The following is a 25735-nucleotide window of genomic DNA, read 5'->3' on the forward strand; positions in this document are numbered from 1 at the left end:
GACCATTCAGTCAAAGCACCAAGGTCTCATCATCAGCATGCGCAGGGCATCCGGCGCGTGAACCGGAAAGCCTTGCCCAGGATCGGGACAGGGAGGATCTACCATGTCGAAACACATGCATCTGTGCGGCTTCCTCATCGCCGGCCCGGTGGTGCACAGCCACGCCATCTGGCGCAATCCGGCGCACGAGACGCCGTTCCTCAGCCTCGACCACTACGTGCGCATCGCCCGCCTGCTGGAACAGGGCTGCTTCGACTTCCTGTTCTTCGCCGACCGCCTCGCCATCGCGGATCGCTACGGCGACAGCCATGCCGCCGGCCTCGCCCGTGGCGACCAGGACGCGACACGCATGGACCCCATGCCGATCCTCGGCGCCATGGCGGCGGTGACGCGCCATATCGGCCTCGGCGCCACGCGCTCCACCACCTATGACGCGCCCTACAACATCGCCCGCGAGTTCGCGACGCTGGACCACATCTCCGGCGGGCGGGCGGCGTGGAACGTCGTCACCTCCATGAACGACGGGGAGGCGCTGAACTTCGGCACCGTGCCGCATCTCGGCCATGACGAGCGCTACGACCGCGCGGACGAGTTCATGGAACTCGCCTTCCGCCTCTGGGACAGCTGGGACGAAGACGCCCTCATCCTCGATCGGGCGGCGGGCATCTATGCCGATCCCGCCAAGGTGCATTACGTCAACCATCGCGGGCCGTGGTTTCAGTCGCGCGGGCCGCTCAACATCCCGCGCAGCCCGCAGGGGCGGCCGGTGATCGTGCAGGCCGGCTCCTCCGGGCGCGGCAAGGCGTTCGCGGCGCGCTGGTCCGACGTGATCTTCGCGCTCCAGCCCAATATGGAGCGGATGCGCGCCTTCAAGGCTGATGTGGCGGGCGCGCTCGAAGCGGCGGGCCGTCCGCCGGGGGCGAGCAAGGTGCTGATGGCCATCATGCCCTTCATCGGCGCCACCCGCGCCGAGGCGGAGGCGAAGGAGGCCCTGCACGATTCCCTGGCCGATCCGGTCGCCGGCCTCTCCACGCTGGCCGCCCACGCCAACACCGACTTCTCCAGCCTGCCGATGGAGGCCACGGTGAAGGAGATCGCCGCCTCGGGCAGTCAAGGCAACCTCGCCGCGCTCCGCAGCATCACGCCCGATGGCGGCATGACCATCGCCGAGGCGGGCGGCGTCTATGCGCGGGGCGTCATGTGCCCGCGCGCCGTGGGGACGGCAGAGGACGTGGCGGACCAGCTCATCGCCATCATCGACAGCGGCGCGGCGGACGGCTTCGTGGTGTCGCCGGCCTTCCTGCCGGACACGTTCGAGGATTTCGTGAGGGAGGTCGTGCCGCTCTTGCAGGCGCGCGGCTACCTGCGGCGCGGGTATGGCGGCGGGCAGCTGCGCGACCTCCTCACCGAGGGGGCGGCCTGATGCGTCCCTCCTCCGCCGCGGAGAAGCCGCCCGTGGATGCGGCCGACTTCAAGGCCGCCATGCGGGTTCTGGCGGCGAGCGTCACGGTCATCACCTCGCGCCGCGGCGACCAGCTCAATGGCATGACGGCGACGGCGGTGTGCAGCGTCAGCACCGCCCCGCCGCAGCTCCTCGCCGTGGTGAACCGCGAGACCACCTCCCACGGCCTGATCGCCGACAGCGGCGCCTTCGCGGTGAACATTCTCGCCGCACACCAGCAGGAATTGGCGGGCCGCTTCGCCCGCCGGCTCGACCGGCCGTTCGAGGACGTGGCGCATGGATTGGGCGAGACCGGCTGTCCCCTCCTCGCCGAGGCGGTGGCCGTGATCGAGTGCCGGCTGCGCGAGCGTCACCACGCCGGCACGCACACCATCTTCGTCGGCGAGGTGGTCGGCGTCAGCTGCCGTGGCGCCGAGCCGCTGCTCTATTTCGACGGCACCTATCGCCGGCTCGCGGCGTCGGATGGCGCCCCTCCGTCTTGGCGGTGAACGTACGCGGCGGTTTCAGGCGTGCGCCAACAATCTCAGGTCCCCTTGGCGCTCAGGGCTCGCGACCGGCCAGGACGGCCGCGCGAGCCCTGAGACACGCCCGCCAAAGCTAGCGGTTCACGACACGGCCGCGGAAGGTCAGGACCATCACCGCACCGAGCACCAGAATTGCCGCCAGGGTGTGCAGGGCAACCATGCCACCATCAACGACATGATCGCGCAGCCACCCGATCGCGAACGGCGCGGCGAACCCGCCCAGCGCAAGGGCGGAATTGATGAGCGCGAGGCCGCCCGCCAATGCCGGGGCGCCGAGGACAAGGCCCGGCAGCGTCCAGAACGTGGCGATGGCCGAGCTTATTCCCGCCACACCCATCGTCAGCCCGATCAGCACCGTGGTGAGATCGCCGCTGGACTTGACGGCGATCACGATGCCCAGGGCTCCGACGAGGATGGGCACCACGAGGTGTAGGCGCCGCTCCCGGAAGCGATCCGAAGACCACCCCGCACCGATGATGACAACGATGGAGAACAGGTGCGGAATGGCCGACAGAAGGCCGATCATCGTATTCGACCCAGCTCCCGCCTCCTTGAGCAGGGTGGGCATCCAGAATGCAATTCCGAGGAAGCCGGCGCCCAGCGAAAAGTAGATGAAAGTCAGCTTCCACAGCGCCAGGGACGTCAGCGCGTCGCGGAATGAATGGCCCGGGGTCGCATGAGCTTCCTCCACCTTGATCTGCTTCAGCCGCCCCCGGTCGTCCGGCGAAAGCCATTCGGCATCCTCGGGCCCGTCGCGCAGGATGAATAGGCAGGCAATTCCCAGGAGAATGGACGGAAAGCCCTCGACCAGGAAGAGCCACTGCCACCCCTTCAGCCCACCGACCTGATGCAGGGCGTCGAGGAGCCAACCGGAGACCGGGCCGCCGATCAGGCCGGAGATGGGAATGGCGCAGATCAGGGCCGCCATGATGCGCCCGCGCAGCCTGCTCGGGTACCATGTGGTCAGGAAGTAGATGATGCCCGGAAAGAACCCGGCTTCCGCAACCCCGAGCAGGAAGCGCAGGATGTAGAATGAGACCTCGCCCTGCACGAAAAGTGTCGCACAGCTGATAGCGCCCCAGCTGATCATGATGCGCGCCAGCCAGAGCCGGGCGCCGACGCGATCGAGGATGAGGTTGCTCGGCACCTCGAGGAAGAAGTATCCGATGAAGAAAATACTTGCGCCGAACCCGTACACGGAGTCGCTGAATTGCAGGTCCTTCGCCATGGATATCTTCGCGAACGACACGTTCACCCGGTCGATATAGGCGAACAGGTAGCACAGCATGATGAACGGGATGAATTTCCAGCTGATTCTTGCGAACAGGCTCCCGTCCTCGTCACTGGCGCCCGCGCTGGCGATTGCTGTTGTATCGGAGCTCATGTGGCTTCCCCCGAATTCATATTATCGTTGTTTGCACGTCACGCCGCGTATCTCGACTGCCGGCGCTCCAGCAGGCGCAGCAGAGCTTTCCAGTCGCGCTCGTCGATGAAGGGGTCGATATCCTCGAACTGCTTCGCCGTCCGCCGGGCGACGGCCTCTGACGGGAAGATGAGGGACGAGCCGGCAGACTGGGCGGCCACCTGGATCTTGCAGGCCGTCTCCAGGTAATACATGAGCTCGAACGCGTCCCGGACCGTCTTTCCGCACGTCAGAAGCCCGTGATTTTCAAGAATGAGTGCGTTGTGCGAGCCGATATCGCGCACGAGACGCGTCTGCTCGTCGAGATCGAGGGCGATGCCTTCGAACGGATGATAGCCGATCCGCTCGAAGAAGCGCAGGGCGTGCTGAGAGATGGGCAGCAGCCCCTCCTTCCGCGCGGAGACGGCGACGCCGGCGGCCGTGTGCGTGTGGAAGATGCATCGTGCGTCCGGTCGCGCGCGGTGTATGGCCGAGTGGATGACGAAGCCGGCGGGGCTGACATCCAGCGGGTCGTCATCCAGCTGGTTGCCGTCGATATCCACCTTCACCAGGTTCGATGCATTCACCTCCTCATAGAGCAGGCCGAAGGCATTGATGAGGAAATGCTCATTCTCGCCGGGGATGCGCAGGGAGATATGATTGTAGATCATATCGGTCATCCCGTAGTGGGCGCACAGATGGTAGCATGCGGCAAGCTCGACGCGCGCCGCCCATTCCCCATCGCTGACCCGGTGGCGCAAGGTGGCGCGACGCAGCAGTGACTGCTGCATTTTATCGTTGTTCATCACCCAGGATGCTCCCTATCATCTCTTTCAGCCATGTTTGGGCGGGGGTGAAGCTGCAGCAGCCGTCCTGCGAAATCCAATGCCGTGTGAGCTAAGGACATAACCAAAAATCATGCCCCTGGATTCGAGATTGGTCACGGCGTTCCTCGCGGTCGCCGAGCAGGGCTCTCTCAGCCGCGCGGCTCAGGTGCTCAACCTGACCCAGCCCGCCCTGACCCGCACGATCAAGCGCCTGGAGGCCCAGGTGGGCGCGCCACTGTTCGAGCGCCAGCCGACCGGTATGACGCTGACCGCCTACGGCGAAGTGCTGCTGCACCGCGCGCGCATCCTTGAAAGCGAGACCCAGACCACGCTCTCGGAGATCCGTGCGCTGCGGGGTATCGGGCAGGGCAGCGTCCGGCTCGGGGTTGTGTCCAGCGCAGCCGAAGTCCTTCTTCCGCCGTCGATCATGCGCATGGGGACCGCATTTCCGGAGACGGTGTTCTCCATCGTCGTCGGGCTCGAAGACGAATTGGCCGTGCGCCTCGTGCACGGCGAGCTGGATCTGGCGGTGGCCTTCCATTTGCCGGAGGGACAGGACATTCAGTGTCTTGTCCGCGGCCCCTCGCACGAGGGCTGCTGCTTCGTCTCCGGCAGGGGGCACGCGCTCGCATCGCGCGCCAACCTGTCGCTGGAGGATATCCGGGAGGCAAATTGGGTGCTTCCGCCCGAAGGCACTTCGGTGCGCTCCCAAGTCAGCGAGGTGTTCGCCCGCAACGGCGTTCCCGCCCCCGACGTTCGCGTCGAGACGCAATCCCTGCTGGTCATGAAGGCCCTGGTGGAGCGGGCCGGCTTTTTGACCTGGCTACCACCGATGCTGTTTGAGGGGGTCGCTTCGCCTCTCGTAGCGCTGGATGTGAGACAGGCGCAGATGCAATCGAGCCGGAGCTTCTCGATCTATTGCCGGACCAACAGCTTGCTGACGGTCGCCGCATCCCGCGCGCTGCAGCAACTGCGGAAAGAACTGGGTTTCGGCCACCAGGCGGGGGGCGCCCGCGGTGCGACCTGAACAGCGGCCGGCGTCGCCCGCACCGTCGCCGCGCACCTATCGCAGCGCGCGCATGGCGCGGACGATCCAGTCGATCTGCGGCGCATAGTGCGTGCGCACGTCCTGGCTGCGGCAGGCGAGGTGATAGGAGAAGATGCCGGGCACCGAGAGGTCAAACAGGCGCACGAGTTCGCCCGTCCTGAGATAGTCCCGCACCACGAGGGAGCGCGCCATGGCGATGCCCTGCCCGGCCAGCGCGCCGCGGATGGTGAGGGCGATGTCGTCCAGAAGCGTGGACTGGGTGGGGTAGACGATGGGCAGGTCCGCCTTTTCCAGCCACAGGTTCCACGTCACCTGGGAATGCAGCAGCAGCGGCACCTCGGGCATCCGTTCCAGCGACAGGTCCGGATAGCGCGCGAGGAAGGCGGGGCTGCAGACCGGAAACACCTCCTCGTCCGCGATCTTCTCCACGATCATGCCGGGCACGTCGCCGGTGCCGTAGACCAGCGCGATGTCGGTGTCTTCAGGGCACTTTTCCTCAAGGTCCGGCAGGCTCGTCATGCGCAGCACGACGGGGCCGAGCACCTGCTTGAACTCATTGAGGCGCGGCAGCAGGAAATGCTCCGCCAGCGCCACCTGGAGCGACAGGTTCAGCATCTGCGGCCGCGGCACCGCCTGGGCGTGGGCCACCGCATAGGCCTGGCTGAGATAGTCGAGCGCACGCCTCGTCTCCGCCGCGAGGCTCCGGCCGACCACGGTGAGCGCCATGCGGTTGCCCTGCCGCGTGAAGAGCGGCTGGCCGACCGCCTCCTCCATGGCGCGGATCTGGTGGCTCACGGCGCTGTGGGTGATGCACATCTCCTCGGCCGCCGACGTGAAGCTGCCAAGGCGCGCCGCCGCCTCGAAGCAGCGCAGCGTCTGGAGCGACGGCAGGGAGCGATAGAGTTGAGACATTCCAATTTCACACGCGGCCACGGATAAATGCCCTTGAGGCATGGGGCCCCGCCGCCCGCATGTCAATTCCGCTCACATCCCGCTTGAAAATTGACCAATTGCGGCGCGCATCCGCCATTCCTATCAAGGTCCAAAGCCCTGTTCGCCAAGGCATTTCGTGGCCGAGGCGGAAAGGCCCGCGCAAAAGGCGCGGCAAGCAATAATCGTGGAGGAATACCGATGAGCCTCGATGTCTCTGGCAGCCGCCCCGCGGCCGCCGGCGCGCGCTGGTATGTGGGCGCCACCAAGGCCCAATGGCAGTCGTTCTGGTCCGCCTATCTCGGCTGGGCCCTCGACATCATGGACCTGCTGCTGTTCGCGATGCTCATCAGCCACATCAGCGCGGACCTCGGCATGGAGCGGTCCACCGCCGGCATGATCGCCTCGGCGAGCCTCGTGGCCACGGCTTTCGGCGGCCTCGTCTTCGGCTTCCTCGCCGACCGCATCGGCCGCACCCGCTCCATGGTGCTCTCCATCCTCTGCTATTCGGTGGGCACCCTGCTGTGCGGCTTCTCGCAGAGCATCGCGCAGCTGTTGCTGTTCCGCATGGTGGTCGGCCTCGGCGTCGGCGGTGAATGGTCGGCGGGTGCCGCCCTCATCACCGAGACCTGGCCCGCCCAGCACCGCGGCAAGGTGATGGCCTGGGTGCAGAGCGCATTCGCCTCGGGCTATGCGCTGGCGGCCATCGTCGCGGCGGTGCTGCTGCCGGTGATCGGCTGGCGCGGCGTGTTCTTCTTCGGCATCGCCCCGGCGATGCTCGCCTTCTGGATCCGCCGCCACACGCCGGAGCCGGAGATCTGGAAGCAGCAGACCCGCCGCCTGACTTTCATGGAAACCGTGCGGATGCTGAGCGGCGAGCATGGACGCAGCACGCTGGTGTGCTTCGCCTTCACCGCGGCGGCCATGTGCGGCTACTGGGGCCTGTTCACCTGGATTCCAACCTGGCTCGCCACCCCCGTCGCCAATGGCGGCCCCGGCCTCGACCTCGTGAAGTCCACCACCTGGATCGTGGTGATGCAGGTGGGCGCGGCGCTCGGCTTCATCTCCTTCGGCTACGTGGCGGATTCGCTGGGCCGCAAGGTGGCGTTCGTCGTCTACTTCGTGCTGTCGGCCATCGCGGTGCCGGTCTACACGATGATCTCCACGCCCACGGCGCTGCTGGCCTTCGGCCCTATCGTCGCCTTCTTCGGCACCGGCTTCTATTCCGGCTTCGCCCCCACCTTCGCCGAGATGTTCCCCACCAACGTGCGGGCCACGGCGCAGGGGTTCATCTACAACGCGGGCCGCGCGGTGAGCGCCCTCGCCCCCATGATGGTGGGCTTCCTCGCGGCAAGCTACGGCCTCTCCGGTGCCCTCGCCTTCACGGCCGGCTTCTTCCTGCTCGCTGGCCTCATCGTCCTCATCTTCCTGCCCGAGACGAAGGGAGCCAAGCTCCAATGAATGCCGTCACTTCCGCGCCGTCCCGCAGCTTCGATTTCGAGGACTGGCTGAAGGCCGCCGAGGCTGCCCGCAGCATCGACCTCAGCCACCCCATGCAGAAGGGAATGCCCATTCACCCGGCGCATCCCCCCTTCCACATCACCCTCAACAACCGGCACGGCGACGTGCTGCGCTCCTGCGGCCACTCCTCGTCCAACGAGCTGATGGTGACGAGCACCCACTCGTCCACCCACATCGATGCCCTGTGCCACGTCTCCGAGCATGGCGCGCTCTATGGCAAGTATGATGCGGGCAAGGAGCAGCAGGGCACCGGCCTGTTCAAGGTGCACGGGGCGGAAACCATCGCCCCCATCTTCCGGCGCGGCGTACTGCTCGACGTGGCGCGCGCGCTCGGTGTCGAGGCGCTCGATCCCGCCCACGAGATCACCGTGGCGGAGCTGGAGGCGGCAGAGGCCGCATCCGGCACCCGTGTGGGGGCGGGCGACGTGGTGCTGGTGCGCACCGGCTGGGCGGCCTACTGGCAGGATTCGCCGAAATATCTCGGCCTCGAATCCGCCGGCGCGCCGGGACCGGGCGTGGAGGGCGGGCGCTGGCTCGCGGCACGCAAGCCGTTCTCCGTGGGCTCGGATACGTCCGCGTTCGAGGTGATGAACCACCACAACATCACGTTGGAGGTGCACATGATCCTCATCGCCCAGAACGGCATCCACATCATCGAGAACCTCACCCTCGACGAGCTGGGCGCGGCAGGCCAGGGCTCCTTCGCCTTCGTGGCCCAGCCACTGCGGATCACCGGCGCCACGGGCTCGCCGGTCCGCCCCCTCGCCCTCCTGTGACCCCGCGCCGGAACACGCACCCATGATGACCGAAGAGGAGCGCCGCCTCGGCGCTGAATCGATTCTCAAGGCCGAGCGCGAGGGCAAGCCCGTCGTCCAGCTCAGCCGCACCTTCCCACACATGGAGATCGAGGACGCCTACCGCGTGCAGGATCTGTGGGCGCAGGCGCGCATCGCCAACGGCGCCCGCGTGGCCGGGCACAAGATCGGCCTCACCTCCCGCGCCATGCAGATGGCCTCGAAGATGACCGAGCCGGACTATGGCCGCATCCTCGACGACGCGCTGTTCAATGACGGCGCCCAGATTCCCGCCGCGCGCTTCATCAAGCCGCGCCTCGAGGTGGAACTGGCCTTCGTGATGGGCGAAGACCTCGAAGGGCCGGGCGTGCGCATCTATGACGTGATGCGCGCTACCGAGTTCGTCGTGCCGGCGCTGGAAATCATCGACTATCGCACCGAGGTGCCCCGCGCCATCGTGGACACCATCGCCGACAACGCCGCCTTCGCGGCCATCGTGGTGGGCGGCCGGGTCATCCGCCCCATGGACATCGACATCCGCTGGGTGGGCGCAACTCTCTCCAAGAACGGCATCATCGAGGAGAGCGGCGTCTCGGCCGCCATCATGGGCCATCCGGCGGCCGGTATCGCCTGGCTGGTGAACAAGCTTTCCGCCGTGGGCGCGAAGCTGGAGAAGGGGCAGATCGTGCTGGCGGGCTCCTTCACCCGGCCCGTGGACATCGCCGCCGGCGACGTGATAACCGCCGATTATGGACCGGTGGGCGCCATCAGCGTCTCCTTCACCTGAGGCTTTCACCTGAGGCTTTCTCATGGACTTGCCCCGCAACGCCTTCAAGGCGGCCCTGATCGAGGGCCGCCAGCAGCTCGGCCTCTGGTGCACCCTCTCCAGCGCCTACGCCACCGAGGTGGTGGCCGGTGCCGGCTATGACTGGCTGCTCCTCGATACGGAACATTCCCCGGCCGAACTGACGACGGTCCTCGCCCAATTGCAGGCGGTCTCGGCCTATCCGGTGTCCCCGGTGGTGCGGCCGGCGGCCAATGACACCGTGCTCATCAAGCGTCTGCTCGACATCGGCGCGCAGAGCCTGCTGATCCCCTACGTCCAGAATGCCGAGGAGGCCCGCGCCGCGGTGGCCGCCACCCGGTATCCGCCCGACGGCATCCGGGGGGTATCCGCCCTCACCCGCGCCACCCGCTTCGGCCGGGTGAAGAACTATGCCCACGCCGCCGCGCGGGAATTGTGCCTGCTGGTTCAGGTGGAAACTCAGGAGGCGCTGGACCAGATCGACGCCATCGCCGCTGTCGAGGGTGTCGATGGCATCTTCATCGGTCCCGGCGACCTTGCCGCGAGCCTCGGCCACGTGGGCGACCTGAAGCATGCCCGCGTGGTGGATGCCGTGGAAAACGCCATCGTCCGCATCCGCGCCGCCGGCAAGCCGGCGGGCATCCTCACGGGCGACCCGGCCTTCGCCAAGCGCTGCATCGATCTCGGCACGACCTTCACGGCCATCGGCGTCGACGCGGGCATCCTCGCGCGCCAGTCGGAGCAGGCGCTCGCGGCCTTCCGCTAGACCAGCGCTGGATTTAGGCCGGGAAGCCAATCGCGTCAGGCGCACCGGAAACGGCCGCCGCAAATCGGCCTTGGGTACGGGCGGTTTCGGGACCGGGTCGTCTCAGGCCTCTGCCGGCGGGCGGTTGTAGCCGGGCGGCTGGGCGCGCTCGAACGCCGCCGCCGCGCGCACCACATCGTCCTCGCAATAGGAACGGCCGACGATCTGAAGGCCGATGGGCATGCCCTGCGGCGAGAGGCCGGCGCACACCGCCCCGGCGGGCTGGCCGGTGAGGTTGAAGGGGTAGGTGTAGAACACCCAGGACACGAGGTTGCGGTCCTCCAGCCCCTCCGGCAAGTTGCGCCCCGCCTCCAGCGCGCTCACCGGCAGCACCGGGGAGATCAGCAGGTCGTAGCGCTCGAAGAACAGGCGCATCTTCTCGCGCAAGGCGTAGCGGGCAAAGACGCTGGCATAGTAGCTCTTCATCTCCTGGCCGAGGGCCGGCATCAGGATGTCGGCCACCGCCGGGTCCAGAAGCGCGCGGCGGTTTTCCAGCACATCGCGCAGGCGGGTGCCGACGCCGGCATAGAATTCCGCGGTCCACAAATCGGCGGGGTCGGTGTCGAACACCTCATCCACCTGCTCCACGTGGCAGCCCAGCGCCTCGAATGTCTGGGCAGCACGGTCGGTCGCGGCAATCACCTCGGGCGCGGGGCGGGCGTAGCCGAAGGTGGGGCTGTAGGCGACGCGCATGCCGGCCACCGAGGCCTGAGCCGCGCCCAACACATCCGGCACCGGGCCGGCGACGGCGAAGGGGTCGCGCCGGTCGTGCCCGGCCACGGCGGAAAACAGCAGCGCCGCATCGCTCATGGAGCGGGCGATGGGACCCACATGGGCCAGCGTCGGCGTCGCCGAGGTGGGCCAGACCGGCACCCGGCCGAACTGGCCCTTCAGGCCCGAAAGCCCGCTGAAGGCACAGGGAATGCGGATGGAGCCGCCGCCGTCGGTGCCCAGTGCGAACGGGGTGATGCCCGCCGCCACCGAGGCCGCCGCCCCCGCGCTCGACCCGCCCGGCGTCATGGCGAGGTTCCACGGATTGCGGGTGATGCCGGTGAGCGGGCTATCGCCGATGGGCTTGCAGCCGAATTCGCTGGTGGTGGTCTTGCCGATGAGGATGCCGCCCTGCGCCTTCGCCCGCTCCACGGCGGGGGCGTCCACCTCGGCGATGTTGTCGGCCATGGCGCGGGAGCCGGAGGCATAGCGCACCCCCTTCACCGCCATCAGGTCCTTGGCGGAAAACGGCAGTCCATGGATGAGGCCGAGCGGCGCGCCCTTCATCACCGCATCCTCGGCGACGCGGGCGGCGGCCATGGCTTCCTCCTCCAGGATGACGAAGAAGGCGTTGAGGGTCGGCTGGGTGGCGATGGCGCGATCGAGCGCGCGGCGCGTCAGCTCCACCGGTGAGACGTCGCGCCGGGCCACCAGCGTGCGCAGGGCCGTCGCGCTCAGGGTGTCGAAATCGGCGGACATGGGGCTGCTCCCGCGCGGGATTGATCTTGGGTGAAGACCGAAAAAATGAGCGCTGCTGGATGGTCGGCAGTGACCATCCAGCAGACCCATACGTCTAGTCAGGGCAGAAGAGACGTATTCGCAATGATCAGTTGAGGATGGCGAAGGCGCGCACCGGCGATCCGGAGCCGCCCTTGAACTTCAGCGGCACGCCGAAGAACTGGAATTCGCCCTTGCCCACCAGTTCTTCCAGATTCACCAGCCATTCCCAGTGGCTCATGCCGAGGTCGCGGCACAGGCGGTGCTGGGCGAAGATGTTGTCGGAGGGCTTGTCGGTGGAGGGGCCTTCCACGCCCTGCATCTTCGAGCCGCGGTCATACAGCCACTTGGTGGCTTCCGCCGTGAGCAGCGGATTCTTCCACACGGAATCCAGGCTCGGATAGTTGCGGTTGTGGAAGCCCGTGCACAGCAGCACGATGTGCCCGTCCACCTTCACGCCGGCGGCCGCCTCGGCCTTCTCCATATCCTCGACGGTGATCTCGCCGAGGTCCGGGATGTGGCGCAGGTCGAAGCACACGGCCTTGCCCATGAACATCTCCAGCGGCATCTCGTCGATGGGCGCGCCGTCCGGCTTCACATGGCGGAAGGCATCCACATGGGTGCCCACATGGTCGAGCATGGCGATGAAATTCGTCTGAAAGGTCATGGCGTCGCCGGGCACGCCGAGGCCCAGCGCCTTCGAGCTTTCGTGGCTCATGTGGGTGGTGATGACCGGCCGCTGAAACAGCTTGTGGGCCGGCATGTTGTCTTCGATGAGCAGGCTGAGGTCGACGATTCTGGACATGGGGGCTCCTTGGACTGGACGGACTTGCAAAATGATGAGGCTCAGGCCGCCGGTTTCTTGCGGCCGAGAAAGGCTTCCATCACCTCGGGATCGCGGGCGAGCACCTGGCTCGGCCCCTCCCGCGCGACGCGGCCGTTGGCGATGACATAGGCATGGTCGGCGATGGCCAGCGCATAGGAGGCGAGCTGTTCCACCAGAAGGATGGTGAGGCCGGCCTTGTTGAGGGTCGAGAGCACGCCCATGAGCTGGTCGACGATCTTGGGCGCGAGGCCGAGCGACAGCTCGTCGATGATGAGCAGTTCCGGCTCGGCCATCAGCCCGCGGGCGATGGCCAGCATCTGCTGCTCGCCGCCGGACATGGAGCCGGCCTGCTGGGTAAGGCGCTCCTTGAGGCGCGGGAACAGCTCCAGCACCTTGTCACGGGTCTGCTTCGCCCGCGCGCCCTTCAGCCCGCCATGGACGTAGGCGCCGAGGATGAGATTGTCCTCCACGCTCTGGTCGGGGAAGATAAGCCGGCCTTCCGGCACCATGACGAGGCCTTGCCCCACCTTGGCATTCGCGCTCAAGCGGGTGGTGTCGGCGCCGCGAAACAACACCTTGCCACCGGAGGGGGCGACGAGGCCGGTCGCGCCCTTCACCATGGACGACTTGCCGGCACCATTGTTGCCTATCACCGCCACCAGCTGGCCGCGCTTCACCTGAAGGGATATGTCGCGCACCGCCACCGCCGCGCCGTAGCGCAATTCCATGGACTGGATGTCGAGCAGCACGTCCGCCGTGTGGGTATCGGGAGGGGTCATGCCGTCACCTCGGCCGGGTTCGCGTGATCGAGGGAGGTGCCGAAATAGGCCTCGATGACGCGCGGGTTCTCCTGCACCACGGCGGGCGTGTCGCTGGCGATCACCTGGCCGTAGTCCAGCACGGTCACCGTGTCAGCCACCGCCATGATGAGTTCGACGTGGTGTTCGATGAGCAGCACCGAGACACCCAGTGACGCGATGCGCCGGATCATGGCTTCCAGCTCGTCGATTTCCTGCGTGGTGAGCCCGGCGGCGGGCTCGTCCAGCAGCAGCAGGCGCGGCCGGGGGGCCAAGGCGCGGGCGATCTCAAGGCGGCGCTGGAGGCCGAAGGGCAGGAAGCGCGCCTCCTCGTTGGCATAGTCCTCAAGCCCCACGAACACGAGCAGGCCGATGGCAGCGCGCCGGCATTCCTCGTCCTGCCGCCGCATGGCCCCGGTGCGGAGCACCGCGGCGAGGAGCCCGTAGCCGAGGCGCTGCTGGTAGCCCACCATCACGTTCTCCAGCACAGTCATCTCACCGAACAGCTCAGTGTTCTGGAAGGTGCGGGAGAGGCCGGCGCGGGCGATCTCGTGGGAAGGCTTGCCGGCGAGCTGGATGCCGTCCAGCTCGAAGGCGCCCTCGCTCGGCTGGTAGAAGCCGGAGATGGTGTTGACGAAGGTGGACTTGCCGGCGCCGTTCGGCCCGATGAGGGCATGCACCTCGCCCGGCTTCACCCGCAGCGAGGCCTTGGCCAGCGCCGTGAGCCCGCCGAACCGCACGGTAAGGTCGCGCGCCACCAGCTCGGATTTCTGCGCGCGGGGATCGAGCCGCAGCGTGTCCTCGGCGGGCAGGCCTTCGGACGCGGCGACCGCACGGGGAACCGGCACGAGACGCTTCAGGCCGGCGGCGAGCGAGCCCATGATGCCGCGCGGCATCACGAACATCACGATGAGCAGCAGCGCGCCATAGGCGAACTTCTGCCACACCGCGAACTCCTGCAGATATTCCGGCAGATAGGTGAGGATATAGGCGCCGAGCACCGGCCCGAAGGTGGAGGCGGCCCCGCCCAGGATCACCATGAGCAGGAAGCGCACGCTGTCCGAGAAGGTGAAAATGTCGGGCGAGATGTAGGAATTGAGGAAGGCGTAGAAGGTGCCGGCGAGGCCAGCCGTCACAGCCGCCGCCACGAAGGCCAGCGTGCGCATGGCGGTGGCGTCCACGCCAAGAGCCCGCGCCGCGATTTCGCTCTGGGACACCGCCAGCATGGCGCGGCCGTAGCGCGAAACCTTGAGATTGTGCGCGGCCGCCGTGGCGAGGAACAGCACCACGGCCAGCACGCCGTAGAAGGCATAGCCGGACAGCCGCACCCCGAACGCATTGGCCGAGGGAATGGAGGTGATGCCGGTGGTGCCGCCCGTGAGCGACTGCCATTCGATGGCGACATTCTCCACGATGAGGCCGAAGGCGATGGTGACGACGGCGAGATAGACCCCGCGCACCCGCACCGTGGGATAGGCGAGGAGCACGCCGAACCCGGCCGCCACGATCGCGGCGATGAGGCTCGACGAGATCATGTCGAAGCCAAGCCGCGTCGCCACGATGGCGCCGGTGTAGGAGCCGAGCGCGAACAGGCCCGCCTGTCCGAGGGAGACGAGGCCGGTCAGCCCCACCAGCACGTTCAGGCCCACGGCGATGATGCCGTAGATCAGGAACAGCATGAACAGGCGCAGCTCATACTCGTTGCCGGAGGTGAGCGGCACGATCACCAGGATGGCGGCGAGGGCCGCGAAACCCAGCAGGGTGAGATGGCGGGTGAGGTGTCTCATACCTTCATCACCTCCCGCTTGCCGAACAGGCCCTGGGGGAACACCAGCAAAGTGAGGATCATGAGGGAAAAGCCGATGATCTCGCGCGCGGCGGTGGAGATGTAGCCCTCGACGAACTTCTCCATCACCCCGTAGACGAGGCCGGTGATGACCACCCCCGGCGCCGAGGTGATGCCGCCGATGATGGCCACGGCGAAGCCCTTCAGGCCCGGCAGCACGCCCATGGCAGCGGAGGCCTGCACCACCGGCGCCACCAGCACGCCGGCCGCCGCGCCCAGAAGCCCGGCAAGGGCGAAGGAGAAGGCGACCACCGCATTCACGTTGATGCCCATGAGGGCAGCGGCATTCTTGTTATGGGCTACCGCCCGCATGGCGCGGCCGACCAGGGTGTGGCGCTGGAGGGCCCGCAGGCCAAGCATGGCCACCACCGCCACCAGCGGGATCACCAGTTCCTGCGGATAGATGCCAGCGCCGAGGATATGCACCGAGGAGGCCACGCCCGGCGAGGGCAGCGGCCGGGCGTAGCCCTGGGTCTGGATGGTGGCGAAGCTCTCCACCATGATGCCCACGGCGATGGTGGTGAGCATCCAGCCCACCGAGCCCTGCTGGGACAGGAACGGGCGCACCGCGATGCGCTCCAGCACCAGCCCGAACAGGCCGCCGGCCAGCACCGCCACGAGGCAGGCGAGGCCCAGCGGGAGGCCGGCAGCGAGCAGATAGACGGCCAAGAGGCCACCGATCATCAGCGTGTCGCCATGGGCGAAGTTCACGGCCTTGGCGGACGACCACATGATGTGGAAGCCGAGGGCTACCAGGGCGTAGATGCCGCCGATGGCAAGGCCGGACAGGATGTATTGCACCACTGTGGTCATTGCGGGCGACCTGTCGATGGGAGGGGACCCGGCCGTGGCCGGTCGAGGCGCGGGGCGGCTGCGCGGGAGAGGCAGAAGCGGGAGGCGGCGAGGGAAACCGCCTCCCGCGCGGGCTCACTTGTCGTAGGGCGAGCCCTTGAGGGGGATCAGCTTGCCGTCGTGCCAAACGGTCAGCAGGTAGTATTGCGGCAGGATGGCGTCCTGGCGCTCGGGATCGGCCTTGTCGAAGGCGGGCTTGTAGGGGGCGACGAGGCCGTCGCGGCTCACCTGGTAGAGGGCCTGCTGCACCTTCTTCCAGTCGAAGGAGCCGGCGATCTTGATGGCGTCGGCCAGCACGTAGACCGCGTCATAGGAATTCGCGATGCCGGACGGCGCCTTGATGTCCTTGGGGTCCTTGATGCCGGTCTTGGCCTCGACGGCGGCAAGCAGCTTCTTGCCCGCCTCGCTCTGCGGGGTGAGGAAGGAGTAGGTCTGCATCACCCGCACGCCGTTGGCGAGGGGACCAGCCAGCTCGCCGAGATTGCCGGAGATGCCCCAGGCGCCGATGATGGCCGGCTTCCAGCTCGCCTTGTCCATGGACCGCAGGATCTGGTTGGCCTCGCGGTCGAGGGACCACACGATGACCACGTCCGCCCCGGCGTCGCGGGCGCGGATCACCTGGGGCGACATGTCCTGGTCGTTCCAGTTGAAGGTCTCGGCGGCGACCAGCTCCTTGCCCTTGGCGGCGAGCGCGGCCTTCACGTCCGGCAAGGCGCCGTTGCCCCAGCCGGTGTTCTCGTAGAAGAACGCCACCTTGCCGGTCTTCGACGCCTTCAGCGCCTCGTCCACCAGAAAGCGGGCGACCCACTTGTCCTTGGCGGAGACGCGGAACATGAAGTTGGGATCGCGCCCGTTCTCGATGGCCTTGGTGTTGGCCGCCCACACGCCCATGTAGGGAATGCCGATCTCGTGGATCGGGTCCACCTGCGCCAGAGCGACGGTGGAATGGAAGCCGCCGAGCACGGCGATGCACTTGTCGGCCAGAGCGATGCGGCGGGTGTTGTCGACGCCGCGCGGCGGGGCACCGGCATCGTCATACTGCACCAGCCGCAGCTTCTTGCCGAGCACGCCGCCGGCCGCGTTGATCTCGTCGATGGCGATCTCGGCGCCCATCTTGATGGCGAGGCCCGAGAAGGCGGCCGGGCCGGTGACGGCGGCGGAATTGCCGATACAGGGTTCCTGATCGGCCAGCGCCGTGGCCGAGAGGCCGGTGCAAAGGCCGAGCGCCACCGTCGCAGCCAGGAGCTGGCCGCGCAAAATGCTCTGTGGAGGCATGTCTGTTTCTCCTGCCGTGTACAGGACGCGCCGGGCATGACCGCCCGAAAATCATCTGCGAGATGAGGCTGATATAGGCGCTGCCTCAGGACAAAGATTATTTTCCGATCACATATATAGGCCCAGCCTATAGGGTGCTTTAATAGGCTGCACCAAACCCAAATCAACCATACCAAACCATTGATTATTATCGGCTTATGCCACTTTATAGCCCATAGTTTGTGCATATGGCTATATATCATGCAATTTGACAATCGCCTTTAGGCAATGCCATTTCAGATAATGCAAAGGTGAGCCATGGACCTTCGTCAGCTCAAATACTTCGTCCAGATTGCAGAGAGCGGGAACTTCTCGCGTGCGGCAGAGGTTTTGCGCATTGCTCAGCCCTCGCTGAGCCAGCAGATGAAGAATCTGGAGGAAGAGCTGGGCGTCGAACTGCTCATGCGCCATGCGCGCGGCGTCACGCCCTCCGAGCTGGGACAGCAATTCTACGACCATGCCCGCCGCATCCTTGAGGAGGTGGACCGGGTGAAGGACCAGGTTCGCTCCACGTCGCTCAATCCATCGGGACGGGTGTCGGTGGGGCTGCCCACCTCCGCCTGCCGCGGCCTCGGACTGCCGCTGATCTCGGCGATGGCCGAACAGCAGCCCAAGATCGCCCTCCACGTGGTGGAGGCCATGACCGGCTATCTCGACGACCTCCTCCAGGCCGGCCGGCTGGACGTGGCCCTGCTGTACGACCACAAGGCGTTCGAGCATGTGGCCTGGACCGAGATGATGGTCGAGGACCTCATGCTGTTCGCAGCGCCCGACCACCCTCTGGCAGCCAAGGGCGCCATCGCGTTCCGCGACATGTTCGCGTGGCCCATCGTGCTGCCCGGCGCGCCCAACGTGATGCGCACGGTGATCGAGCAGTTCGCTGCCCGCAACGACGTGGAACCCATCGCCACGGCCTGCGACAGCCTGCCCACCATCGCCCGTCTGGTGCGCTCCGGCCGGGCGCTGGGGGTGATGCCGCATTTCGCCTTCATGGACGAGATGGCGCGCGGCGAGATGGTCGCCGTCCCCATCCTCGATCCGACGCCGTCCTGGCGGCTGTCCGTCGTCGTCTCCCAGCGCAGCATGAACCCGCGCGGCTCCGAGGCGGTGGCCAAGGTGATGGCCAATGTCATCGCCGAGATGGTCGAAGCCGGAACCTGGCGCGCCAAGCTCAAGGGCGAGAAGGCCCGCGCCAGCGTGAAGTGAAATCGCGGAAATCAACCCCTGCCAGCCGTCGAGGCCCCCCATGGACCTGATTGTCAAGAACGCCCGCCTGCCGGACGCGCCGGACCCTATCGTCGATATCGCCATCACCGCCGGCCGCATCGAAGCCATCGCGCCCGAGATCACGGCTGACGCCGAGGTGGTGGATGCCGGGGGATGCCTCGTCGCCCCCGGTTTCGTGGAAACCCACATCCACCTCGACAAGTCCTGCATCCTCGATCGTTGCTCTTCCCGGCGGGGCGATCTGGAGGAGGCCATCGCCGAGGTGGCCCGCGCCAAGAAGGACTTCACTCCGGAGGACGTGTACGCCCGGGGCCGGCGCACCATCGAGAAAGCCATCGCCCAGGGCACCACCCACATGCGCACCCACCTGGAGGTGGACCCCGGCATCGGCCTGCGCGGCTTCGAGGGGGTGATGCAACTGGTGGCGGATTATCGCTGGGCCATCGACATCGAGGTCTGCGTGTTCCCGCAGGAGGGCCTCACCAACAATCCGGGCACCGCAGAGCTGATGGTGGAGGCGCTGCGGCGCGGGGCGAAGGCGGTGGGCGCGGCGCCCTATACGGACACCGACCCGCACGGACAGATCGACCGGGTGTTCCAGATGGCCCGCGACTTCGACGTGGACATCGACATGCATCTGGATTTCGGCGCCGATCCCACGGCGCTCGATCTCGAATACGTCTGCACGCTCACCGAACGCTTCGGCTGGGGCGGGCGGGTGGCCATCGGCCATGTCACCAAGCTCGCCTACGTGGAACCGGAGCGGCTGGTGGAGATCGCCACGCGCATGCGCGATGCCGGCGTCGCGCTCACCGTGCTGCCCTCCACCGACCTGTTCCTGATGGGCCGGGATCGCACCTTCGCCAAGACGCGCGGCGTCACCCCCGCGCACCTGCTGCTGCAGCAGGGGGTGAACTGCTCGCTCTCCACCAACAATGTGCTGAACCCCTTCACCCCGTTCGGCGACTGCTCGCAATTGCGGATGGCGAACCTCAACGCCAACATCTGCCACGTGGGCTCGGCCCACGACATGACCGAGTGCTTCCACATGGTGACGAGCCGCCCCGCCCGCCTCATGAACCTTCCCGATTACGGGCTGGAAGTCGGCAAGGCGGCGGATTTCGTCATCATCGACAGCCCCTCCCCGCGCGATGCGGTGGCCGAGCTGTCGCCTGTCCTCGCGGCCTTCAAGGGCGGTCGGCGCACCTTGACGCGGGAGCGGGCGAAACTGCACTTTCCCGGCTGCGGGTGCGGACGATGAGCGGTGCCGATGCGTTCGGCGCCTTCATCCCCGGCCCCGCCTCGCCCGGCCCAGCGCCGCATTCGCCCCCCGCGCCGGCCCTGGTCTAACTTGCCTCGTGCCTGATCGTGACCACTGTCGTCACAACGCCTTGCAGGCGACCAAGAAGGTATCCCAAGCCTGCCGTCAGGAGGAGGATCACCGCCGCCGAAAAGTCGGGAGAGACTCCCGTTCGACCGCCATGCTCCCCTGCCCCTGAAAGGAAATAGGCGGAAGCGACGAGCGAAGCCGCGAAGATACCGAGCCCGGCGAGGCGCATTCCGGCGGACACGGCGTGGGGCGGAGGTGCCGCGGCAGAAGGTGCGCCAAGCGAATGCGCGACAGGAGCGGCAGTGGTGGGGGGCGGCGGAGGCATGGCAGCCGATGCCGGCGCATCCCCTTGCCCGAGGGTCCGGCGTGCAATGATCTCCTGCGCGAAGCGCTTGAAGAAGGCGCCCGACATCTGCTTCGCGGTCGCGTCGATGAGGCGGGCGCCGAGCTGAGCCAGCTTTCCGCCCACCTGCGCATTGACCTCGTATCGCAGGATGGTGTCCGCCCCGGCCGCCTCGAGGGTGACCCTCGCCTCGCCCTTGGCGAAGCCGGCCATGCCGCCCTGCCCTTCGCCGCTGATGCGATAGCCGTTGGGCGGATCGAGGTCCGAAAGGGTCACGGCCCCCTCGAAACGGGCGCTGACCGGCCCCACCTTGAGCACCACCCTGGCGCTCATCTGCGTGTCGGAGCTTTTCACCAGCTCCTGGCAGCCCGGAATGCAGAGCTTGAGGATCTCCGGATCGTTGAGCGCCTGCCAGACCACCTCGCGCGGGGCCGGGATCAACTGTTCGCCGCTCATGTCCATGTGCGTGTCTCCCTTCCCCTTCAGGCCGGTGCGTCGATGCCGCCGAGGCAGTCCGCGAGGCCGAGCAGGGTGGCGGAATGCTTGTCGGTCATTGCGTTCTCTCAGCCCTGGAAGTCCACCACGAGCCGCACGACGGAGCCGTCATGCAGCCGATCGAAACCTGCGTTGATGTCCTGGAGCGGGATGCGCCCGCTCATGAGGCGGTCCACGGGAAGACGACCCGCCTTGTAAAGCTCGATGTAGCGCGGCACGTCGCGCACCGGCACACAGGTGCCGATATAGCTGCCCTTCACCGTGCGCTCTTCCGCCACGAGGCTCACGATGTTCACCGGCAGCACCGCATCCGGCGGCGGCAGACCGGCGGTGACGGTGGTGCCGCCACGCTTGGTCATCTTGTAAGCATTCTCCAGCGCCCGCGCGGAGCCGGCGAACTCGAACACGAAGTCGGCCCCGGCGCCGGTGAGCGCGCGCACCTGCTCGATGGCATCGGGCGCGCGGGCATCCACGACGCCGGTGGCGCCGAGGTCCTTGGCCAGTTGCAGCTTTTCCGGCGACAGGTCCACCGCGACCACCCGCGCGGCGCCCGCCGCCAGAGCCCCGAGGACGGCGGCGAGACCCACGCCCCCAAGACCGACCACAGCCACCGTCTCCCCCGCCTGCACACGGGCCGTGTTCACCACGGCGCCGACCCCCGTCAGCACCGCGCAGCCGAACAGCGCAGCGACATCGAGGGGGATATCCTTGTCTATCCGGACCAATGAGCGACGCGAAACCACCGCGTGGTCGGCGAAGGCCGAGCATCCCAGGTGATGATGGATGGTCTCCTCGCCCTCGTGCAGGCGGATCGCGCCGGTCAGCAGTTCGCCCTTGCCGTTGGCCACCGCGCCCGGCTCGCACAGGGCGGGGCGGCCCTGCGAGCAGGGCTGGCAATGGCCGCAGCTGGGCATGAACACCATGACCACGTGGTCGCCCGGCTTCAGGTCGTCCACCCCGTCGCCGGCCTCGACCACGACACCCGCCGCCTCGTGACCGATGGCCATGGGCATGGGCCGGGGGCGGCTGCCGTTGATGACGGAAAGGTCCGAGTGGCACAGGCCCGCCGCCGCGATCTTCACCAGCACCTCGTCGCGGCCTGGCCGGTCCAGCTCCACCTCCTGGATGCACAGCGGCTGGCTTTGCGCGTAGGGCATCGGCGCGCCCATGCTGCGCAGGACGGCGGCTTTGATCTTCATGGCTTTGAGGCTCCCTGACGGTCGTCGAACGCGCCTGCCGCCAACTCCGGGCAGCTTGACATGATCTATCATAGTCTAATAATGCAAGTCACTAGGGAACGGAACCAGACATGCCGGAAATGCGCCGATGAAGCCCGCCCGGTTCGACTATGTGCGCGCCGAGAGCATCGCCCACGCGGTGGAGGCGCTTGCGGGCGCGGGCGGCGACGGGAAGGTGCTCGCGGGCGGGCAGAGCCTCATGCCCATGATGAATTTTCGCCTCGTGAAGCCGTCGGTCCTCGTGGACATCAACCGCATCCCGGACCTCGACCGCATCACGCATGAGGCCGGCGTGTTGCGCCTCGGCGCGCTGGTGCGCCACCGCATGACGGCGGAGGACGGGCTGGTGGCGCGGCACATCCCGGTGCTCCACGCCGCCATGAAGCACGTGGCGCATCTCACGGTGCGCAACCGCGGCACCTTCTGCGGCAGCGTGTGTCACGCGGACCCCGCCGCCGAGATGCCCATGATGACGCTGCTGCTCGACGGCACGGTCCATATCGCTTCCCCGCGCGGCGACCGGACCATGGCGGCACGGGACTTTCTGGTCGGCTCCCTCTCCACCGCATTGGAGCCGGACGAGATGGTCGTGGCCGTCGATCTGGCCATCCCCGCGGACGGCACAGGCTGGGCATTCGAGGAGTTTTCGCGCCGCCACGGCGACTATGCGCTGGCAGCCGTCGCCGTGCTCATGGCGCGGGCGGATGGACGGATGCGGAACGTCCGCATCGCCATGATGGGCATCGCGGACACCGCCTTGCGGTTCGCAGACGTGGAAGCGGCTCTGGAGGGGCGCGAGGGCACCCCTGCGGCCTTCGATGAGGCCGCAGCGCTGCTCCAGGCGGCCATCCAGCCGAACTCCGATCTCAATGCCTCCGCCGACTATCGCCGCCACCTCGCGGGCGCCCTCGCACGGCGCGCACTCGCCGACGCCTGGAAACGGGCGGGCGAAACCACCGGCGGGACGGCGTGATGCAGGATCAAGCCACCATCACGCTCACCATCAACGGGCTCACCTATACCCGCGCGGTGGACGCGCGGCTGTTGCTGAGCGATTTCCTGCGCCACGAGCTCGGCCTGACAGGCACGCACGTGGGCTGCGAACACGGCGTGTGCGGCGCCTGCACCATTCTTCTGGACGGGCGCAGCGCCCGCTCCTGCCTCACCCTCGCCATTCAGGCGGACGGCGCGACCATCGAGACGGTCGAAGGGCTCGGCCGGATGGGCGATCTCGGCCGCGTCCAGCAGGCCTTCCGCGAGCACCACGGCCTCCAGTGCGGCTTCTGCACGCCCGGCTTCCTGATGACCATCACCGACATGCTGCGCCATCACCCGCTGGAGAGCGACGACGCGATCCGCGAGGCGCTCTCCGGCAACATCTGCCGCTGCACGGGCTATCAGCACATCGTGGATGCGGTGCGCGAGCTGGCGCGCGAACGGGGGCCGCTGACATGACCGCCTTCGACGCTTCCGTGGAGATGCGCCCCCGGCTGGTCGGCCAGCGCATCAAGCGCACCGAGGACCCGCGCCTGCTGACCGGCTCGGGCCGCTATGTGGACGACATGGCCCCGCAGGGCCTCCTGCATGTGGCGGTGCTGCGCAGCGACCAGCCCCATGCGCGCATCCGGTCCATCGATGTCGGGGAAGCCTTCGCGGTGCCCGGCGTGGTCGCGATCTTCGACGCCGGTGACATCGCCGGAGACTTCAAGCCGGCCATCCCCACCTCCCGCATGAAGGGCTATTACGCGACGCCCTTCCGCCCCCTCGCCGAGGGCAAGGTGCGCTATGTCGGCGAGCCCGTGGTCGCGGTGGTCGCCGAAAGCCGCTACGCCGCCGAGGATGCGCTGGAGCTGATCTCCATCGATTACGAGCCGCTGCCCGTCGCCGTCTCAAAAGACGACGCAGCTATGGATGACGCCCCGCTCCTGCATGACGAGGCCGGCACCAACGTCATCATCTCCCGCACCTTCGCCCGCGGCGATGTGGACGCAGCCATCGCCGCGGCGGCAGTAGTGGTGAAGGGGCGCTTCCGCATGACGCGCAAGACGCCCATGCCCATGGAAACCCGCTCCTACCTCGCCGAGTGGGACCGGCGGCGACAGGCCCTCACCCTGCATTCCTCCACCAATATCCCCGGCATCATCTGCGACGTGCTCGGCGTCTGCCTCGACCTTCCGGGCAATCGGGTGCGGGTGGTGGCGCCCGACGTGGGTGGCAGCTTCGGCGGCAAGGGCTCGCTGAACCACGAGGAGATGCTGGTCTGCGTGCTCGCGCGCAAGCTGGAGCGGCCGGTGAAGTTCGTCGCCGACCGCATGGAAGACCTCACCGCCATGAGCCAGGCCTTCGATGAAACCATCGAGGCGGAGCTGGCGGTCGATGCGGATGGGCGCCTGCTCGGCCTCCGGGCGGACGTGATCGGCGATATCGGCGCCTATTCGATCTACCCGTGGACCGGCGCGCTGGAGCCCGTGCAGGTGGTGAGCTTCCTGCCCGGCCCTTACCGCATGGAGCATTATCGCGGCCGGGTGCGCGGCGTGCTCACGCCCAAGCCGCCGACAGGCCCCTATCGCGGGGTTGGTCGGCCCTCCTCCACCTTCGCCATGGAACGGCTGATGGACATGGCGGCGCGCCGGCTCGGCATGGACCCGGCCGAGATCCGCCGGCGCAATCTCGTCACGGCCGAGGAATTTCCCTACCGCACCGGCTCCGGCATCATCTGGGACCGCTCCGCATTCCAGGAATGCCTGCAGGGCGTATGCGAGCTGGTGGACTACCCTGCCCTCCTGCGCCAGCGCGACGCGGCCCGGGCCGAGGGGCGATGGGTGGGCATCGGGATCGCGAGCTATGCGGAGCTGACGGGCATCGGCTCGCGCATCGCCGTTGCGCCGGGCATGCCCATCAACACCGGCACGGAGACCGCCACCATCCGCATCGATGCCACCGGTGCCGTGACGGCCGCGTTCGGCATCTCCTCCCACGGCCAGGGGCTGGAGACGACGCTCGCCCAGGTGGTCGCCGACGAGCTGGGCTGCCGCATGGAGGACATCGAGATCCAGCACGGCGACAGCGCCCTCGTGCCCATGGGCACGGGCACCTATGCCAGCCGTTCGGCCGTGCTCGGTGGCGGCGCCGCCACCAAGACGGCGCGCGTGGTGAAGGCAAAGGTGCTGAAGGCCGCCGCCTTCCTCATGGACGTTCCGGTGGACGACCTTGAGGCTGAAGGCGGCGTCATCCGCGCCCGCTCCTCCAATGCGACAATGACCTTCCGGGAAGTCGCCCACGCGGTCTATGCGCAGATGGGGCGCATCCCCCACGAGCAGCGGGAGGATCTCGTCGGCTCCGAGAGCTACGACCCCCATCTCGGCACGGCCTGCGCCTCCACCCATCTCGCCATGGTGGAGATCGATCCCGCGACCTTTGCGGTGACGGTGACACGCTTCGCCGTGGCGGAGGATTGCGGGCGCATCATCAATCCGCTCATCGTCGACGGGCAGGTGCACGGCGCCGTCGCCCAGGGCATCGGCGCCGCCCTGCTGGAGGAAGTGGTGCATGACGACGGCGGGCAATTGATGACCGCGAGCCTTGCCGACTATCTCGTGCCCATCGCCAGCACCATGCCTGAGATCGAGATCCTCCATGTGGAGGCGGACCTGCCGAACAACATCGGCGGGTTCCGTGGCATGGGAGAGGGCGGCACCATTGGCGCGCCGGCGGCCATCGCCAATGCGGTGTCGGACGCCCTCGCGCCGCTCGGCATCGAGGTGGACACCCTGCCGGTAACGCCGGATCGCCTGTTCCGGCTGGTGCAGGCTGCACGAGGCTCCGCGCACCCTTGAAACAGGCTCCGGCTGCGATCCGCAG

General features: G+C 67.5%; 23 protein-coding genes. 12 read left to right on the top strand and 11 right to left on the bottom strand.

Annotated features, from left to right (window positions below):
* The first annotated feature begins 103 nt into the window (after positions 1-103).
* Together A37E_RS0101305 and A37E_RS0101310 are read left to right on the top strand one after the other, a co-directional pair.
* Positions 104-1423 (top strand): LLM class flavin-dependent oxidoreductase, encoded by a 1320-nt coding sequence (locus A37E_RS0101305; RefSeq protein WP_029554971.1) that lies wholly within the window; start codon positions 104-106, stop codon positions 1421-1423.
* Complete coding sequence (locus A37E_RS0101310) at positions 1423-1950, top strand: flavin reductase family protein (protein ID WP_038192410.1); 528 nt, start codon at positions 1423-1425, stop codon at positions 1948-1950. Before A37E_RS0101305 ends, A37E_RS0101310 begins: the two co-directional genes overlap by 1 nt.
* A gap of 109 nt (positions 1951-2059) precedes the next feature.
* On the opposite strand, the gene A37E_RS0101315 is transcribed toward A37E_RS0101310, so the two are convergent.
* Positions 2060-3370: an MFS transporter gene (locus tag A37E_RS0101315; RefSeq protein ID WP_029554973.1), complete on the bottom strand. Its 1311-nt coding sequence runs from the start codon at positions 3368-3370 to the stop codon at positions 2060-2062.
* 38 nt (positions 3371-3408) lie between these two features.
* Positions 3409-4194, bottom strand: coding sequence for a class II aldolase/adducin family protein (locus A37E_RS0101320; protein ID WP_081762565.1), 786 nt, complete (start codon positions 4192-4194; stop codon positions 3409-3411).
* Between the two features lie 112 nt (positions 4195-4306).
* On the opposite strand from A37E_RS0101320, the gene A37E_RS0101325 reads away from it, so the two are divergent.
* Entirely contained in the window at positions 4307-5242 is a 936-nt protein-coding gene (locus tag A37E_RS0101325) for a LysR family transcriptional regulator (RefSeq protein WP_051678701.1), read from the top strand.
* 36 nt (positions 5243-5278) lie between these two features.
* Here the strand turns inward: A37E_RS0101325 and A37E_RS0101330 are convergent, their stop codons facing one another.
* Positions 5279-6175 carry a LysR substrate-binding domain-containing protein gene (locus A37E_RS0101330; RefSeq protein ID WP_051678702.1) on the bottom strand — a complete coding sequence of 299 codons (897 nt, stop codon included), beginning with the start codon at positions 6173-6175 and terminating at the stop codon, positions 5279-5281.
* Positions 6176-6394: 219 nt separating this feature from the next.
* Between A37E_RS0101330 and A37E_RS0101335 the strand changes: the two genes are divergently transcribed.
* Genes A37E_RS0101335 through hpaI form a run of 4 tightly spaced genes read left to right on the top strand, consistent with a single transcriptional unit; the run spans position 6395 to position 10079 of the window.
* The gene (locus A37E_RS0101335; RefSeq protein WP_029554976.1) at positions 6395-7654 is read left to right on the top strand and encodes an MFS transporter; all 1260 of its coding nucleotides are present in this window, start codon (positions 6395-6397) and stop codon (positions 7652-7654) included.
* The gene (locus A37E_RS0101340) at positions 7651-8490 is read left to right on the top strand and encodes a cyclase family protein (protein WP_081837386.1); all 840 of its coding nucleotides are present in this window, start codon (positions 7651-7653) and stop codon (positions 8488-8490) included. The genes A37E_RS0101335 and A37E_RS0101340 overlap by 4 nt, the downstream gene beginning before the upstream one ends.
* 22 nt (positions 8491-8512) lie before the next feature.
* Entirely contained in the window at positions 8513-9295 is a 783-nt protein-coding gene (gene hpaH, locus A37E_RS0101345; RefSeq protein ID WP_029554978.1) for a 2-oxo-hept-4-ene-1,7-dioate hydratase, read from the top strand.
* Between the two features lie 22 nt (positions 9296-9317).
* Positions 9318-10079 (top strand): 4-hydroxy-2-oxoheptanedioate aldolase, encoded by a 762-nt coding sequence (gene hpaI / locus A37E_RS0101350; RefSeq protein ID WP_029554979.1) that lies wholly within the window; start codon positions 9318-9320, stop codon positions 10077-10079.
* A 102-nt stretch (positions 10080-10181) separates the two neighbouring features.
* Here the strand turns inward: hpaI and A37E_RS0101355 are convergent, their stop codons facing one another.
* The 6 genes from A37E_RS0101355 to A37E_RS0101380 all read right to left on the bottom strand — a co-directional run bounded on the left by A37E_RS0101355 (position 10182) and on the right by A37E_RS0101380 (position 17202).
* Complete coding sequence (locus A37E_RS0101355; RefSeq protein WP_029554980.1) at positions 10182-11588, bottom strand: amidase family protein; 1407 nt, start codon at positions 11586-11588, stop codon at positions 10182-10184.
* A 127-nt stretch (positions 11589-11715) separates the two neighbouring features.
* Positions 11716-12411 (bottom strand): cyclase family protein, encoded by a 696-nt coding sequence (locus A37E_RS0101360; RefSeq protein ID WP_029554981.1) that lies wholly within the window; start codon positions 12409-12411, stop codon positions 11716-11718.
* A 41-nt stretch (positions 12412-12452) separates the two neighbouring features.
* Positions 12453-13211, bottom strand: coding sequence for an ABC transporter ATP-binding protein (locus A37E_RS0101365; protein WP_029554982.1), 759 nt, complete (start codon positions 13209-13211; stop codon positions 12453-12455).
* Complete coding sequence (locus A37E_RS0101370; RefSeq protein ID WP_029554983.1) at positions 13208-15016, bottom strand: branched-chain amino acid ABC transporter ATP-binding protein/permease; 1809 nt, start codon at positions 15014-15016, stop codon at positions 13208-13210. Before A37E_RS0101370 ends, A37E_RS0101365 begins: the two co-directional genes overlap by 4 nt.
* Positions 15013-15888, bottom strand: coding sequence for a branched-chain amino acid ABC transporter permease (locus tag A37E_RS0101375; protein ID WP_024278090.1), 876 nt, complete (start codon positions 15886-15888; stop codon positions 15013-15015). Before A37E_RS0101375 ends, A37E_RS0101370 begins: the two co-directional genes overlap by 4 nt.
* Positions 15889-16002: 114 nt before the next feature.
* A complete protein-coding gene (locus A37E_RS0101380) occupies positions 16003-17202 on the bottom strand; it encodes an ABC transporter substrate-binding protein (protein ID WP_197022911.1) in 1200 nt (399 codons plus the stop codon).
* Positions 17203-17499: 297 nt separating this feature from the next.
* Here A37E_RS0101380 and A37E_RS0101385 point away from each other — a divergent pair, with 297 nt between their 5' ends.
* Together A37E_RS0101385 and A37E_RS0101390 are read left to right on the top strand one after the other, a co-directional pair.
* Positions 17500-18447: a LysR family transcriptional regulator gene (locus tag A37E_RS0101385; RefSeq protein WP_029554985.1), complete on the top strand. Its 948-nt coding sequence runs from the start codon at positions 17500-17502 to the stop codon at positions 18445-18447.
* Between the two features lie 40 nt (positions 18448-18487).
* Positions 18488-19729, top strand: a complete 1242-nt coding sequence (locus A37E_RS0101390) for an amidohydrolase family protein (protein ID WP_029554986.1) — start codon at positions 18488-18490, stop codon at positions 19727-19729.
* A gap of 85 nt (positions 19730-19814) precedes the next feature.
* Here the strand turns inward: A37E_RS0101390 and A37E_RS25740 are convergent, their stop codons facing one another.
* The gene (locus A37E_RS25740; protein ID WP_051678704.1) at positions 19815-20603 is read right to left on the bottom strand and encodes a carbon monoxide dehydrogenase subunit G; all 789 of its coding nucleotides are present in this window, start codon (positions 20601-20603) and stop codon (positions 19815-19817) included.
* A gap of 101 nt (positions 20604-20704) precedes the next feature.
* On the bottom strand, positions 20705-21835 hold the full coding sequence (locus tag A37E_RS0101405; protein ID WP_029554988.1) for a zinc-dependent alcohol dehydrogenase family protein: 1131 nt from the start codon (positions 21833-21835) through the stop codon (positions 20705-20707).
* A 127-nt stretch (positions 21836-21962) separates the two neighbouring features.
* Here A37E_RS0101405 and A37E_RS0101410 point away from each other — a divergent pair, with 127 nt between their 5' ends.
* The 3 genes from A37E_RS0101410 to A37E_RS0101420 are packed head-to-tail and all read left to right on the top strand — an operon-like array spanning position 21963 to position 25710.
* On the top strand, positions 21963-22847 hold the full coding sequence (locus A37E_RS0101410) for a xanthine dehydrogenase family protein subunit M (protein WP_029554989.1): 885 nt from the start codon (positions 21963-21965) through the stop codon (positions 22845-22847).
* A complete protein-coding gene (locus tag A37E_RS0101415) occupies positions 22847-23329 on the top strand; it encodes a (2Fe-2S)-binding protein (protein WP_029554990.1) in 483 nt (160 codons plus the stop codon). Before A37E_RS0101410 ends, A37E_RS0101415 begins: the two co-directional genes overlap by 1 nt.
* Entirely contained in the window at positions 23326-25710 is a 2385-nt protein-coding gene (locus A37E_RS0101420) for a xanthine dehydrogenase family protein molybdopterin-binding subunit (protein WP_029554991.1), read from the top strand. Before A37E_RS0101415 ends, A37E_RS0101420 begins: the two co-directional genes overlap by 4 nt.
* Positions 25711-25735: the final 25 nt, after the last annotated feature.

The organism is Xanthobacter sp. 91 (genome assembly GCF_000702385.1).
GTDB lineage: Bacteria > Pseudomonadota > Alphaproteobacteria > Rhizobiales > Xanthobacteraceae > Xanthobacter > Xanthobacter aminoxidans.

What these genes read in the sequence shown, in the direction of transcription:
- A37E_RS0101305 (WP_029554971.1), top strand. Translation starts at nt 104, where the DNA reads ATGTCGAAACACATGCATCTGTGCGGCTTCCTCATCGCCGGCCCGGTG.
- A37E_RS0101310 (WP_038192410.1), top strand. Translation starts at nt 1,423, where the DNA reads ATGCGTCCCTCCTCCGCCGCGGAGAAGCCGCCCGTGGATGCGGCCGAC.
- A37E_RS0101315 (WP_029554973.1), bottom strand. Translation starts at nt 3,370, where the DNA reads ATGAGCTCCGATACAACAGCAATCGCCAGCGCGGGCGCCAGTGACGAG.
- A37E_RS0101320 (WP_081762565.1), bottom strand. Translation starts at nt 4,194, where the DNA reads ATGAACAACGATAAAATGCAGCAGTCACTGCTGCGTCGCGCCACCTTG.
- A37E_RS0101325 (WP_051678701.1), top strand. Translation starts at nt 4,307, where the DNA reads ATGCCCCTGGATTCGAGATTGGTCACGGCGTTCCTCGCGGTCGCCGAG.
- A37E_RS0101330 (WP_051678702.1), bottom strand. Translation starts at nt 6,175, where the DNA reads ATGTCTCAACTCTATCGCTCCCTGCCGTCGCTCCAGACGCTGCGCTGC.
- A37E_RS0101335 (WP_029554976.1), top strand. Translation starts at nt 6,395, where the DNA reads ATGAGCCTCGATGTCTCTGGCAGCCGCCCCGCGGCCGCCGGCGCGCGC.
- A37E_RS0101340 (WP_081837386.1), top strand. Translation starts at nt 7,651, where the DNA reads ATGAATGCCGTCACTTCCGCGCCGTCCCGCAGCTTCGATTTCGAGGAC.
- hpaH (WP_029554978.1), top strand. Translation starts at nt 8,513, where the DNA reads ATGATGACCGAAGAGGAGCGCCGCCTCGGCGCTGAATCGATTCTCAAG.
- hpaI (WP_029554979.1), top strand. Translation starts at nt 9,318, where the DNA reads ATGGACTTGCCCCGCAACGCCTTCAAGGCGGCCCTGATCGAGGGCCGC.
- A37E_RS0101355 (WP_029554980.1), bottom strand. Translation starts at nt 11,588, where the DNA reads ATGTCCGCCGATTTCGACACCCTGAGCGCGACGGCCCTGCGCACGCTG.
- A37E_RS0101360 (WP_029554981.1), bottom strand. Translation starts at nt 12,411, where the DNA reads ATGTCCAGAATCGTCGACCTCAGCCTGCTCATCGAAGACAACATGCCG.
- A37E_RS0101365 (WP_029554982.1), bottom strand. Translation starts at nt 13,211, where the DNA reads ATGACCCCTCCCGATACCCACACGGCGGACGTGCTGCTCGACATCCAG.
- A37E_RS0101370 (WP_029554983.1), bottom strand. Translation starts at nt 15,016, where the DNA reads ATGAGACACCTCACCCGCCATCTCACCCTGCTGGGTTTCGCGGCCCTC.
- A37E_RS0101375 (WP_024278090.1), bottom strand. Translation starts at nt 15,888, where the DNA reads ATGACCACAGTGGTGCAATACATCCTGTCCGGCCTTGCCATCGGCGGC.
- A37E_RS0101380 (WP_197022911.1), bottom strand. Translation starts at nt 17,202, where the DNA reads ATGCCTCCACAGAGCATTTTGCGCGGCCAGCTCCTGGCTGCGACGGTG.
- A37E_RS0101385 (WP_029554985.1), top strand. Translation starts at nt 17,500, where the DNA reads ATGGACCTTCGTCAGCTCAAATACTTCGTCCAGATTGCAGAGAGCGGG.
- A37E_RS0101390 (WP_029554986.1), top strand. Translation starts at nt 18,488, where the DNA reads ATGGACCTGATTGTCAAGAACGCCCGCCTGCCGGACGCGCCGGACCCT.
- A37E_RS25740 (WP_051678704.1), bottom strand. Translation starts at nt 20,603, where the DNA reads ATGGACATGAGCGGCGAACAGTTGATCCCGGCCCCGCGCGAGGTGGTC.
- A37E_RS0101405 (WP_029554988.1), bottom strand. Translation starts at nt 21,835, where the DNA reads ATGAAGATCAAAGCCGCCGTCCTGCGCAGCATGGGCGCGCCGATGCCC.
- A37E_RS0101410 (WP_029554989.1), top strand. Translation starts at nt 21,963, where the DNA reads ATGAAGCCCGCCCGGTTCGACTATGTGCGCGCCGAGAGCATCGCCCAC.
- A37E_RS0101415 (WP_029554990.1), top strand. Translation starts at nt 22,847, where the DNA reads ATGCAGGATCAAGCCACCATCACGCTCACCATCAACGGGCTCACCTAT.
- A37E_RS0101420 (WP_029554991.1), top strand. Translation starts at nt 23,326, where the DNA reads ATGACCGCCTTCGACGCTTCCGTGGAGATGCGCCCCCGGCTGGTCGGC.